Here is a 12,585-nt window from a genome sequence, read left to right on the forward strand (position 1 = left end):
TTCCTGTCCCGGCAGTTATACAGCGGTCTGTATCAAGAGGAGGAACACAGATGAAACGAGAATATATCGGCACCGGCAAAACGGTGGACGAAGCAATCGAAGCAGCTTGTGCGGCACTGGGCTGTGAGCGTTCGGAAATCGAGTTTGAGATCCTGGCACTGGCCAAGAAGAGCTTCTTTGGACTGCGTACCACACCGGCTCAGGTCAAGGTGACCTGGGAGGACGGCACACCGGAACCCCGTGCCAACCGTCCCCAGGAGGGCCGTCGGGAGAAGAAGGCGGAAAAGCCTGCCGAAAAGCCGGCAGAGAAGAAGCCGGAACCCCGTGCGGAGAAGCCGAAGAATGAGCCGAAGCCCGAGAAGCCCAAGGCAGAAAAGCCGGCGGAACCCAAGCCGGAAAAGCCCAGGGCGGAAAAGGCAGAGAAGCCCAGAGCCGAGAAGCCGGCGGAGAAGAAGCCGGAGATCGAGCCCATGCGTCCCCTGCCCGAGCTGAGCGATGAGATCCCCGAGGCAGTAAAGCCCAAGGCAGAGCTGGCAGCGGCCTATCTCACCGAAGTGATCAGGGCCATGGAAGTCAAGGACTTCACCATCACCCCGAAGATGCGGGAAGACACCCTGGTGCTGCTCATTGAGGGCAGTGATCTGGGCGTCGTGATCGGACGCCGGGGCGAAACCCTGGACAGCCTGCAGGTACTCACCGGCCTGGCAGCCAACCGGGGCGAAGGCGAGTATGTCCGGGTGAACCTGGACAGCGGCAACTTCCGGGAGAAGCGCACCAGGACCCTGGAAGAACTGGCTGTGAAGATGGCAAAGAACGCGGTCCGTACCGGACGCAGCACCACTCTGGAGCCCATGAACCCCTATGACCGCCGGATCATTCACGCGGCGGTAGCGGGTGTGGAAGGCGCAGCCTCCACCTCCATCGGGGAGGAGCCCAACCGTCGGGTAGTTATCAGCTCGCTGAATCCCCGCAAGCCCCAGCAGGATCGCCGGGGCGGACATGGCGGCAGAGGCCGTCGGGGCGGACGCGGCGGCGACCGCCGCCGGGACAGCCGTCCGGTTGAGAATACCGCGGTAAACGCCGAGAAGCCGGCAGCTCCCAAGGCTCCCCTGAAGGAAGCCGAGGACAAGCCGCTCTACGGCAAGATCGAGCTGTAATCCTGTCTTTGAAGCAGACAGCGGGAAGAGAAATCCCCGCTGTCTGTTTTTTTGCGCTCGGGCAGGTGACAGCCCCCGGGCCGCTGTGGTAAGATAGAGGCAAACAAGGCCCAGTATGAAAGGAGATTTTCAGTTATGCAGCATCGTATGAAGGAGTTCTCCATGACACCCGAAGCCACCCTCGCCCTGCTCGGACGGGGACAGGTGGGTGTGCTCTCCACCTCGGGAGCGGACGGCGCACCCTATGGCGTGCCGGTGCACTATCTCTGGCAGGACGGCAAACTCTGGTTCCATGGCCTGCCTGCCGGGGAAAAGCTGGAGAATATCGCCCGGGATCACCGGGTGTGCTTTACCGTATGGGAGTTCGGCGGAATCCTCACCGAGGGCGCCGGGAATCCCTGCCAGGCCGACGCCGCCTATGTGTGCGCTGTCCTCCGGGGCAAGGCACGGCTGGTGGACGATCCCGCCGAAAAGCGCCGCGTCTTCCTGGCGATCACCGAGAAGTATGCCCCGGAGCTTCTGGATCTGCCCATTCCCGAGGCCCGCATCGCCGGTACAGCCCTGGTGGAAGTCACTCCTGTCACCCTCACCGGCAAGTATCACCGCTGATGGTTTCCTGTTCCCGCCCTGCCCCGTATTCCCGGAGCAGGGCGGTTTTCCGCTCTCCAGGCCGGAAAAGGTTGCCATCCCCGGCGGGAACGATTATAATGGGGTTTGTAAATCCTGTCCCGGAACGGGTGCCGTCCGGGGAGGGGAACTTTTTGCCGCAAGGCAGAATCTTTATGCCCTGGCCCCGGCTAAAAAAGAAGAATCGGGGATAGAATAAAAGGGAGAAAGAATCCCAATTTTCACCCAATCAGAGAGGAAGCGTTTCCTATGAAACTTACACTGGAACAGTACCACAGCATGATCAAGACCCGCTCCATCGGCTTTATCGGAGTGGGTGTCAGCCATCGGGAGCTGATCCGTCAGTATGCCGCTGCCGGAGCCCGGCTCACCGTCCGGGACCGCCGCAGCCTTGAGGAACTGGGCGACTTCGGCAGGGAGCTCACTCAGATGGGAGTCCGGCTCATGCTGGGCGCCGATTACCTCCGGGACATCACCGAGGAGGTGCTCTTCCGCACCCCCGGCATGAAGTTCTATACCCCTGAACTCACCGAAGCCCGCCGCCGGGGTGTGGCAGTCACCAGTGAGCTGGAGCTTTTCCTGGCGCTCTGTCCCTGTCCGGTGTATGGCATCACCGGTTCGGACGGCAAGACCACCAGCACCACCCTCATCGCCGAACTGCTCCGGCGGTCGGGCCGGACGGTGCATCTGGGCGGCAATATCGGCGCGCCGCTGCTGCCGGTCATCGACCAGGTTAAGCCCGAAGATGCCGCTGTGGTGGAGCTTTCCAGCTTCCAGCTCATCTCCATGCGCCGCAGTCCTGATACCGCCCTCATCACCAATGTGGCGCCCAACCATCTGGATATGCACAAGGATATGCAGGAGTATGTGGATTCGAAAAAGAATCTCTACCGCCATCAGGACGCCTTCAGCCGGACGGTGCTCAACTGGGATAATGACATCACCCGTTCCATGGCTGAGGAGGTCCGGGGGGATCTCTACTGGTTCTCCCGCCGGGAAACCGTTTCCCGTGGAACATATCTCGACACCGACGGCGTCCTCCATCATATCGATGAAACCGGCGATGTGGCGCTCTTCCCCATGCAGGAGATCCGCATTCCCGGCATGCACAATGTAGAAAACTTCCTTGGCGTCATTGCGGCGCTGTGGGGCGAGGTTTCCCCGGAGCTGTTCCGCACTGTGGCAAGGGAGTTTGCCGGAGTGGAGCACCGCATTGAGTTCGTGCGGGAGCTTGATGGCGTCAAGTGGTACAACGACTCCATTGCCTCCAACCCCACCCGTACCATTGCGGGACTGATGAGCTTCAATCAGAAGCTCTGCATCATCGCCGGCGGCTATGACAAGAAGATCCCCTTCCAGCCGCTGGCAGACCCGGTGGCGGAGCGGGTGAAGCTGCTGATCCTCACCGGTCCCACCGCTGATAAGATCGAAGCGGCAGTGAAGGCAAGCCCCAAGTATGACCCGGCTCAGTGCCGGATTCTCCGGGCGAAGGATCTGCCCGAAGCGGTGGCACTGGCCCGGCAGGAGACTGTCCCCGGGGATATTGTATCCCTCTCCCCGGCGTGTGCCAGCTTTGATGCCTATCCGAACTTCGAGGTGCGGGGACAGCACTTCAAGGAGCTGGTACGGGCGCTGTCCTGAGCCGGGACAGAACTCCCTCCCACTATAAGAAGAAAAAACCGGTGATCCGGGCAGAAAAACGCCCCAAAACCGGTGCTTTACATAAATTTTACACAAAGCCCGTCCTGTCCGACCAGGGACAGGACAGGAAGGAGGCGTTTCATGCGAACCATAGAGGAAATCCGCCAGCTGCTGCTGGAATTGTCCGCCTGTACCGGGGTATCCGGTGATGAGGGCGGCATTGCGAAAAAGATCGGGGAACTGCTCAGGCCGGCGGCAGACTGCCGGCGCACCCCGCTGGGGAATGTGATTGCCGTGCAGAATGCCGGCGCTCCCAAAAAGCTGATGACTGCTGCCCACATGGACGAAGTGGGATTTCTGGTGACCCATATTGAGGAGGACGGTTTCCTGCGGGTGAACCAGGTGGGCGGAGTGGACCGCAAGCTGTATGCCTCGTCCTGTGTGACGGTGCATACCGCGTCGGGACCGCTCTCCGGGGTGATCTCCTCGGTGCCGCCCCATCTGCGTAAGGAGGAAAAGGAACTCCCTGCCTCGGACGAAGTGGCAGTGGATCTGGGTCTTTCGGGCGAGCGGGCCAGGGAACTGGTCTGCCCCGGCGACCGTGTGACCATCGACTGTGAACCGGCGGTGCTGCTGGACGGCAGCGTATCCGCCAAGGCGCTGGACGACCGGGCCTGCTGTGCGGCAGTGATCCTGGCGGCGGAGGAGCTTGCCGGGAAAAATCTCCCGCTGGAGCTCTCCTATGTGTTCACCACCATGGAGGAGGTGGGCTCCCAGGGAGCTGTGACCGCCGCCGGGGAGATCGCCCCGGATTATGCGGTGGCACTGGATGTGTCCTTTGCGGTGACCCCCGATGTCCCCGCCCGCAACTGCGGCAAGATGGGCGGCGGCGTGATGCTGGGCATTGCCCCCATTCTCGACAATGGGGAAACCGACCGGGTACGCCGTGTGGCAAAGGAACAGGAACTGCCCCTGCAGTTTGAGGTCATGGGCGGCAGCACCGGCACCGATGCGGACTGCATAGCGGCATCGGGCAGCGGGGTGCGTACCGTGCTGTTCTCCATTCCCCAGAAGTATATGCACACCCCGGTGGAGACGGTGGCGCCGGAAGATGTAAAGGCCACAGCGGAACTGCTCTGCGCCTATATCACCGATCTTGCCAAGGATCTTGCGAAGGAGGGAAACTGACATGGAACTGACCCAGCGAATCCGGGAACTCACGGCGCTGCCGGGAGTATCGGGACAGGAGGACGCAGTGCGGGAGTATCTGCTCCGGGCGCTCCAGGGCCGGGAGGACTGTGACTGCCGGGTGGATGCCCTGGGCAATCTCATTGTGAAGAAGACCGGACGGCAGACCCCGGCAAAATCCCTTCTCATCACCGCCCACATGGACGAAGTGGGCTATCTCATCACCTATATTGAGGACAGCGGCCTGCTGCGGTTTGCCCCGGTGGGAGGCGTTTCCCCCGAGGTAATGGCAGGCAAGCGGGTGTATGTGGGCCAGAAGCTGCTGCCCGGCCTGGTGGGACTCAAGGCAGTCCATCAGCAGAAGGCAGCGGAGCGCACGGCCCCGCCCGAAGCGGACAACCTCTATATCGATATCGGCGCAAAGAGCCGGGAGGAGGCCGAAGCCGCCGTCACCCTGGGCGACCGGGTGAGCTTTGCCCAGAACTATGCCCGGTTCGGGGAGGGCTTTGTCCGGGCCAAGGCGCTGGATAACCGTCTGGGCTGTGCCTTCCTGCTGGAACTGCTCCTCTCGGAGAGCGAGTACAGCTTCACCGGCGCCTTCACCGTCCAGGAGGAGAACGGCTGTATCGGAGCCAAGGCGGCAGCGGGTTCGGTTCAGCCGGACATCGGCCTGATCCTCGAGACCACCACGGCGTCCGATCTCCCGGGCAATGACGGAGCCAAAAAGGTTTCGGTGGTGGGAGCCGGCCCGGTGATCTCCTATATGGACCGGGGCACCATCTATCCCCGGCGGCTGACCCGGTGGCTGGAACAGCTGGCAGCGGAGGCGGGAATCTCCACCCAGAAAAAGACCCTCATTGCCGGCGGCAATGAAGCCCGGACCGTACAGACTGCCGGAGCCGGTTCGGAGGTCATGGGGATTTCGGTGGCCTGCCGGTATCTGCACAGCCAGGCGGTGACCGCTTCGGAGCGGGATGTTGAGGATACCCTGCGGCTGGTGCGTCTGGCAGTGAGCCGGGCAGGCGAACTGTGATCGCCTATCTCAATCCCCTGCAGGGGGAGGAATTTCTCGACCTCTGCTGTGTGGAACCGATCATCGGGGCGAGGATCTGCAGCTGGTACTGCTGTTATGCCAATGCCTATCCCTTCTGTGACCTGTGGATCATCTATTCGGACAAAAAGAACCCCGACTTCCCGCCCTCCGAGATCCATGAGGGCTATCCCCATGGAGTGGCGGCCCGGTATCAGGGGACGCTGTGCATTGCCTGTGACCCGGACGTGGACTTTGACGAGCTGGCGGAGTTTATAGCGGGCAGCGGCGCCATGGAGGTGGAGTGTCTCTCCCCCATTATGGACGAGCTGCTTCCCCGGATTCCCTACCGGCTGCGTCAGCGCCAGATGGTGATGACCTACGACTTTGACCGGGAAGGCCAGCCGGGCTTCCCGCCGGCAGCGGTGCTGAGCGAGCGGAATTTTATATACAGCGACCATCTGGACAGCGATGCCGATGCCTTTGTGGAGAACCGGGAGCTGCGGGAGATGTATGAGGTGATCTGCCAGTGTTTTGAGGGCTTCCGGGAGAACAGCCCCTTCCCGGGGTGGTATGTGGATACCTTTGCCCGCATCAAGAAAGCGGAGAGCTATCTCTGCGGGCTCACCCGGGAGGGAGAGCTGGTGTCCACAGCGGGGGTGTACAATATCTCGCCGGTGTCGGCGATGATCAGTTCGGTGGCGACCCTCCCCCATTGGCGGGGACAGGGTCTGGCCCGGCAGTGCATCCGCCGGTGCCTGGAGTATATCCGCTATCTGGACTGTACTCCCTACCTCACCGCCGCCGAGCCCAGCCTGGTGGAGTACTACACCGGCCTGGGCTTCACCCCCTGCGCCGAGCGGTGTTCGGCCCTATACTGGCCACAACGCTGAAGCGTTGTGGCGCAGCGAATTTGCTTCGCAAATTCGTGGCAAGGTCGGGCGTTGAGGCGCTGCGAATTTGCAAAGCAAATTCGCAGGTGGGGTGTGTTGAGGCACTGCGAATCTGGCTTCACCAAATTCGGGGCGGGACAGGAGTGCGGAAGCGTTACTGCCCGGCGGCTGTGAGTTTTCAGAAGAAAACCTCCCGCCGCCGCACCTGGCCTAGTAAAATATTATACCGGTCTGGGCTTCACCCCCTGCGCCGAGCGGTGTTCGGCTTTATATTACCCACGGTAGCCCGGCGCCCCGCCCCCAAATATGTTTTCTCTCCGGCAGGAGCCGGATTTCCCATACGATTTTTACAGAAAAGAGGACAGATCAAACTACCATGAAAGAACCGTTTTTCACCATAGATGAGAGGATCGAAACCCTCTGCCGTCAGGCCGAGGAACAGTGTGCCGGCATTTTCCGGCAGATCGACGATACCGCCGACTACAATGCCCGGAAGGTACTGGCTGCCTTTATCAGGAACCGGGTCAGTGAGCCCATGTTCGCAGGCACCACCGGCTATGGCTACGGCGACATCGGACGGGAAGCCCTGGATGCGGTACTGGCAGACATCTTCGGCTGTGAGGACGCCCTGATCCGCCACAATTTCGTATCCGGCACCCATGCCCTCACCACAGCGCTGTTCGGCGTGCTGCGGCCCGGGGATACCATTGTGTCCCTCACCGGACGCCCCTATGATACCCTGGAAGAGGTGGTAGGTCTCCGGGGAGAAGGCCATGGCAGCCTCAAGGAGTGGGGCGTGACCTTCAAGATGCAGGAGCTGGCTCCGGACGGACACATCGATTTTGATGCCATTCCGGCGGCGGTACAGGGAGCCAGGGTGGCCTATATCCAGCGCAGCCGGGGCTATACTCTGCGTCCGTCGGTGACAGTGGCAGAGATCGCCCGGGTGGTGGAGCTGGTGAAGAAGGCCAGTCCGGACACCATCGTCATGGTGGACAACTGCTACGGGGAGTTTGTGGAGCGGCAGGAGCCCACTGAGGTGGGAGCCGAACTCATCATCGGGTCGCTCATCAAGAACCCCGGCGGCGGCATTGCCCGCACCGGCGGTTACATAGCAGGCCGGGCCGATCTGGTGGAGCTGTGTGCTCACCGGCTCACTGCCCCGGGCGTGGGCAAAGAGGTCGGCTGTACCCTGGGTGAGAGCCGCAATATGTTCATCGGCCTGTTCCTGGCGCCTACGGTGGTGGCTGCGGCAGTCAAGACAGCGGTGCTCACCTCGGCGGTATGCCAGAATCTGGGCTATGCGGTCACTCCCCGCTGGGACGAGAAGCGCACCGATATTATCCAGGCCATCACCCTGGGCGATGAGGCGTCGCTGGTGGCCTTCTGCCAGGGCGTCCAGAAGGGCGCGCCGGTGGATGCCTATGTCACCCCCGAGCCCTGGGATATGCCCGGCTATGAGAGCCAGGTCATCATGGCAGCCGGCGCCTTTACCATGGGCGCTTCCATTGAGCTGTCCGCCGATGCCCCCATCCGCGAACCCTACGCCGCCTGGATGCAGGGCGCCCTCACCTATCCCTCGGGCAAGGTAGGCCTCAAGCTCGCCCTCCAGTCCATGCTGGAGCAGGGCGCGCTCAAGCTGTAATGGAGAGAAAAATCATGTCCGGTTGTTTTGTGCCTGTTCTCTTTGCGGGAGTGTTTCTGCTGGGGCTGTGGAAAGGCCTGAGCCGGGGCCTCTGATACAAACCCATGGTTTTTCATGAAAAAAGGACTGTCTGTTTTCCAGACAGTCCTTTTTTCTGTGTGGGAAGGGATCAGTCGTCGATGTGTTCCAGCTTGAACACCACCGGACGGGCGCCGTCATTGCAGCAGGTCAGAATGGTGTGGTTCACCGCCCAGGAGGGTTCGCCGCCCTGCACCATGGTGAATACATAGGTGCTGATGGCGTTCCAGGCTTCGGAGCAGAAGGGTTTCTGAAAGCGGAGATTGAAGAAGCTCTCCCGGTCCACAAGGAACTCGTCCCCCACTTCGAACACCTCACAGGGGACGGTAGCGGGGTCACAGTACCGGGCGATGAGATCGGCATAGAGATCCTTTTTCACCACAGTGATCCGGCATTTCGACATGGGTTATTCCCCCTTGTACTCATAGAAATCGTCCATGTCCAGATTCTGATAGATGATCTCCACCGGTCTGGAGCCCTCAGCCAGCAGCAGGTCAGCCAGAGCTTTGGCAACCTTTTCCTGGAGCTCCTTGGGACGCTGTTTCCACTGGATCACCACCATAGCGGACCGGGCATCGGCCTTGCCGCCCCGGAAGAAGGCGACCTCATTGTGTTCGACCACGATCCATTCCTCCGGAACGGCGATAATGGACGCCACAGTTTCAGCGATCCGGGGAGCCAGAGCGGCGGTTTTTTCCCGGGAAATACCCTTGACAATGACCTGAGGCATAAGAAATACTCCTTTCTCAATCGGGTGGAAAACGGATAAGTATAGTATATCACAACCGGGACAGATGCGCAAAAACACCGCCTCCGGCTTGACAGACCGGGTGGATTCTGGTATGCTGATTTGCGAATGATTCGCAAATTGAGGAGGAAACGGATATGCCGCGTTATACCACCCGTCAGCGGGAAGCCCTGCTGGATTATCTGAGCCATCACCCGGACCAGCCGCTCACGGTCCGGGAGATCGCCGCCGGTGTGGAGCCGGACGGCGTGAGCCTGAGCGCGGTATACCGGAACCTTGCCGAGCTGGAAGCCGCCGGGCTGATCCGCCGGGAGAGCCGTCCGGGAAGCCGGGAGGCAGTGGTGCAGTATGTGGGCGCCGAGAACTGCCGGGGCCATCTGCACCTGACCTGTACCCGCTGCGGACGCACCGTGCATCTCAGTTCAGCTGCCGCCAGCCTGCTCACCGGCATGGCTGCCGGGGAGGGCTTTTCGCTGGATCTCACCCGCACGGCACTCTATGGGCTCTGTCCCCGGTGCCGGCAGGAGGTGCAGCCATGACCCGGCTGTCCCATCTGCCCCGCCTTTGCCGGCTGGATCGACTGTCTGTCCGTTCCAAGCGGCTGGCGGCTTTGCTGGCAGCGGTGCTGCTCACCCTCTCGCTGGTGACCCTGCCTCTCTTTGCCGCCGCCGAGCAGAACCATGCCTGTGCCCGGGAACACTGTGCCATCTGTGCCCAGTACCAGCAGCTGCGCCAGAGCACCGGAGCCGCTCCGGCTCCGGCAGCGGAACCTCCGGCATTGCCCCGTCCCCGGCGAACAGCGGTCTCTCTCCTGTCCGACGGGAGCCGGACTGCCCTGTCGCCGGTGATGCTCCGGGACAAGCTCTCCTGCTGAGTCCTGGCCCATACGCCAGCCAAGAGGCCTGCCGCAAGTTCCCGGAAGGGACGCCATGCGGCAGGACCCCCGGCCTTTTTCTGTCTTTTGCGGGGAGGGCCGGGCGAGGACCAGCCATCAGGCAAGGAGAATTTTTATGAAAAAGTATATGTTGGCCCTGGGACTGAGCCTGCTCACCGTCCTGGGACTGTTCACCGGCTGTTCCCCGAAGGCCGAAACGGCTTCGGGTTCGGACAGTCTGAAGATTGTTGCCACCATCTTCCCGGAATACGACTGGGTGCGTCAGGTGCTCGGCGACCGGGCCGGGGAGGTGCAGCTCACCCTGCTGCTTGACAGCGGTACGGACCTGCACAGCTATCAGCCCACAGCGGCGGATATGCTCACCATCGGGGAGTGTGACCTGTTTCTCTACAACGGCGGGGAATCGGATGCCTGGGTGGAACGGGTGCTTGCCACCGCCGCCAATCCCGACCGCCGCACCCTCAGTGTGATGGAAGTGCTGGGGGATTCGGTGCTGGAGGAGGAAGTTGTGGAGGGTATGCAGGAGGAAGAGGACCACGACCATGCCGAAGGCGAAGCCCATGAGGAGGAAGCGGACGAGCATGTATGGCTTTCGCTGCGCAATGCCCGGACCGCCTGTGCGGAGATTGCCCGGGTACTGGGCGAACTGGACCCGGACCATGCGGCTGAGTACCAGGCCAACGCGGAGAACTATATGGCAGAGCTGGAGGCGCTGGACGGGGAATATACCGCTCTGGCGGAGAATGCGGCCCGCAGGACGGTGCTGGTAGGGGATCGTTTCCCGTTCCGGTACCTGATGGACGACTATGGCCTGGAGTATTATGCGGCTTTTTCGGGCTGTTCAGCGGAGACCGAAGCCAGCTTTGAAACCATCGCTTTCCTGTCGGGCAAGACCGAGGAACTGGCGCTGCCCTGTATTCTCACCACCGAGAGTCCTCAGCCGGGGGTAGCGGAGACCATCCGCTCCAATACGGCATCGGGGGATCAGACGATCCTGCGGCTGGATTCGATGCAGTCGGCAGGGACAGGGGACAACTACCTGGATATTATGAAGGAAAATCTGGAGGTACTGCGGCAGGCACTGGCCTGATCCCGCAGGCAAGGGAAGGAATGATACAATGGCACAGCTTGTCTGTGAGGAGCTGACCCTGGGCTATGACCGTCCGATCCTGACGGGACTGAGCTTTGAGGTAAATGCCGGGGATTATCTGTTTATCCTCGGGGAAAACGGTGCAGGCAAAAGCACCCTGATGAAAACAGTTCTGGGACTGATTCCGCCGCTGGCGGGGAAGATCACCCGGGGTGAGGGACTCTCGGCGGGGAAGATCGGGTATCTGCCCCAGCAGACCCGGGCCCAGCGGGATTTTCCGGCGTCGGTGCGGGAGGTAGTGCAGTCGGGCTGTCTGGGCAGACGCCGGGGACTGCGCGCGTTCTATTCCGCCGGGGAAAAAGCCCGGGCGGCACAGGCTATGGAACGCATGGGCATCACTCCGCTGGCGGACCGGTGTTACCGGGAGCTTTCGGGCGGACAGCAGCAGCGGGTTTTGCTGGCACGGGCGCTCTGTGCGGCGGATTCCATGCTGCTCTGTGATGAGCCGGTCACCGGCCTGGACCCGGCAGCCACCGAGGAGCTCTATCATGTGATGGACGAGCTCAACCGCAGGGACGGCATGACCGTGGTGATGATCTCCCATGATCCGGCGGCAGCCCTGCGGTATGCCAGCCATATCCTCTATCTGGGAGAGCCGGTGTATTACGGCACCCGGGAGGGCTTCCTTGCCACCGGGGCCGGACAGATCTATTCCGGAAGGGGGAACCGTCCATGCTGATGACCCTGCCTGAGATGTGGGATTTTCTCAGCCTCTATCTTCAGTACAGCTTTGTGCAGCGGGCGATGATTGTCACCGTGCTGGTGGCGCTCTGTTCGGCGCTGCTGGGCGTGACCCTGGTGCTGCGGCGGTTCTCCTTTATCGGGGACGGCCTTTCCCATGTGGCCTTCGGCGCCATGGCAGTGGCGGCAGTGCTGAACCTCGCCAGTGAACTGCCCCTGGTGCTGGCAGTGACGGTGATCTGTGCCGTACTGCTGCTGCGCACCGGCCAGAACGCAAAGATCATGGGTGATGCCGCCATGGCAATGGTGTCGGTGGGGGCACTGGCTATCGGCTACCTGCTGATGAATATCTTCTCCTCCTCCACCAACCTCGCCGGCGATGTGTGTACCACCCTGTTCGGCTCCACTTCCATCCTCACCCTCACCGAGTGGGAGGTCTGGCTCTGTGTGGGTCTGGCAGTGGCAGTCACCCTGCTCTTTGTGCTGTTCTATCATCAGATCTTTGCGGTCACCTTTGATGAGAACTTCGCCGCCGCCACCGGGGTGCGCACCGGCATGGTCAACCTGCTGCTGGCAGTGGTCACCGCTGTGGTCATCGTCCTGGCTATGAACCTGGTGGGCTCGCTGCTCATCTCGGCACTGGTCATCTTCCCGGCTGTGTCCGCCATGCGGGTCTACCGCAGCTTCAGGGCAGTTACCCTCTGCGCGGCAGTGCTGTCGGTGGTGTGTGCCTTCCTGGGCCTGATCCTCTCCATTCTGTTCGGTACCCCGGTGGGGTCCACCATTGTGGCAGTGGATCTGGCAGCCTTCGGGCTGTTCTCCCTGGCAGGCCGCATCCGGAGGGCTTAGTCC

14 protein-coding genes are annotated in these 12,585 nt (G+C 61.7%); 12 read left to right on the plus strand and 2 right to left on the minus strand.

What is annotated here, in order from left to right; all coding sequences use genetic code 11:
* The first annotated feature begins 50 nt into the window (after window positions 1–50).
* The 7 genes from jag to H9X81_RS04255 all read left to right on the plus strand — a co-directional run bounded on the left by jag (window position 51) and on the right by H9X81_RS04255 (window position 8,181).
* A complete protein-coding gene (gene jag / locus H9X81_RS04225) occupies window positions 51–1,157 on the plus strand; it encodes an RNA-binding cell elongation regulator Jag/EloR (RefSeq protein ID WP_204720081.1) in 1,107 nt (368 codons plus the stop codon).
* A gap of 135 nt (window positions 1,158–1,292) precedes the next feature.
* Window positions 1,293–1,766, plus strand: coding sequence for a pyridoxamine 5'-phosphate oxidase family protein (locus tag H9X81_RS04230; protein WP_204720083.1), 474 nt, complete (start codon window positions 1,293–1,295; stop codon window positions 1,764–1,766).
* A 267-nt stretch (window positions 1,767–2,033) separates the two neighbouring features.
* Window positions 2,034–3,425, plus strand: coding sequence for a UDP-N-acetylmuramoyl-L-alanine--D-glutamate ligase (murD, locus tag H9X81_RS04235; protein ID WP_204720085.1), 1,392 nt, complete (start codon window positions 2,034–2,036; stop codon window positions 3,423–3,425).
* Between the two features lie 141 nt (window positions 3,426–3,566).
* The gene (locus tag H9X81_RS04240; protein WP_204720087.1) at window positions 3,567–4,613 is read left to right on the plus strand and encodes a M42 family metallopeptidase; all 1,047 of its coding nucleotides are present in this window, start codon (window positions 3,567–3,569) and stop codon (window positions 4,611–4,613) included.
* Between the two features lies 1 nt (window position 4,614).
* Window positions 4,615–5,646, plus strand: coding sequence for a M42 family metallopeptidase (locus H9X81_RS04245; protein WP_204720088.1), 1,032 nt, complete (start codon window positions 4,615–4,617; stop codon window positions 5,644–5,646).
* Complete coding sequence (locus H9X81_RS12000) at window positions 5,643–6,536, plus strand: GNAT family N-acetyltransferase (protein ID WP_204720090.1); 894 nt, start codon at window positions 5,643–5,645, stop codon at window positions 6,534–6,536. Before H9X81_RS04245 ends, H9X81_RS12000 begins: the two co-directional genes overlap by 4 nt.
* A gap of 376 nt (window positions 6,537–6,912) precedes the next feature.
* Window positions 6,913–8,181, plus strand: a complete 1,269-nt coding sequence (locus H9X81_RS04255; protein WP_204720092.1) for an aminotransferase class I/II-fold pyridoxal phosphate-dependent enzyme — start codon at window positions 6,913–6,915, stop codon at window positions 8,179–8,181.
* Window positions 8,182–8,350: 169 nt separating this feature from the next.
* Here the strand turns inward: H9X81_RS04255 and H9X81_RS04260 are convergent, their stop codons facing one another.
* A complete protein-coding gene (locus H9X81_RS04260; protein WP_204720094.1) occupies window positions 8,351–8,662 on the minus strand; it encodes a TIGR04076 family protein in 312 nt (103 codons plus the stop codon).
* Between the two features lie 3 nt (window positions 8,663–8,665).
* Window positions 8,666–8,989 carry a DUF1904 family protein gene (locus H9X81_RS04265; protein ID WP_177503865.1) on the minus strand — a complete coding sequence of 108 codons (324 nt, stop codon included), beginning with the start codon at window positions 8,987–8,989 and terminating at the stop codon, window positions 8,666–8,668.
* A 155-nt stretch (window positions 8,990–9,144) separates the two neighbouring features.
* Between H9X81_RS04265 and H9X81_RS04270 the strand changes: the two genes are divergently transcribed.
* The 5 genes from H9X81_RS04270 (at window position 9,145) to H9X81_RS04290 (ending at window position 12,582) form a co-directional block, all read left to right on the plus strand.
* Complete coding sequence (locus tag H9X81_RS04270) at window positions 9,145–9,546, plus strand: Fur family transcriptional regulator (protein WP_204720096.1); 402 nt, start codon at window positions 9,145–9,147, stop codon at window positions 9,544–9,546.
* Window positions 9,543–9,881: a hypothetical protein gene (locus H9X81_RS04275; RefSeq protein ID WP_204720098.1), complete on the plus strand. Its 339-nt coding sequence runs from the start codon at window positions 9,543–9,545 to the stop codon at window positions 9,879–9,881. Before H9X81_RS04270 ends, H9X81_RS04275 begins: the two co-directional genes overlap by 4 nt.
* A 136-nt stretch (window positions 9,882–10,017) precedes the next feature.
* Window positions 10,018–10,992 (plus strand): metal ABC transporter substrate-binding protein, encoded by a 975-nt coding sequence (locus H9X81_RS04280; RefSeq protein WP_204720100.1) that lies wholly within the window; start codon window positions 10,018–10,020, stop codon window positions 10,990–10,992.
* Window positions 10,993–11,020: 28 nt separating this feature from the next.
* Window positions 11,021–11,731 (plus strand): metal ABC transporter ATP-binding protein, encoded by a 711-nt coding sequence (locus H9X81_RS04285; protein ID WP_177503903.1) that lies wholly within the window; start codon window positions 11,021–11,023, stop codon window positions 11,729–11,731.
* Complete coding sequence (locus tag H9X81_RS04290) at window positions 11,725–12,582, plus strand: metal ABC transporter permease (RefSeq protein WP_430673028.1); 858 nt, start codon at window positions 11,725–11,727, stop codon at window positions 12,580–12,582. Before H9X81_RS04285 ends, H9X81_RS04290 begins: the two co-directional genes overlap by 7 nt.
* Window positions 12,583–12,585 lie beyond the last annotated feature (3 nt).

This window comes from Hydrogenoanaerobacterium saccharovorans, from assembly GCF_016901815.1.
GTDB classification, from domain to species: domain Bacteria; phylum Bacillota; class Clostridia; order Oscillospirales; family Ruminococcaceae; genus Avimicrobium; species Avimicrobium caecorum.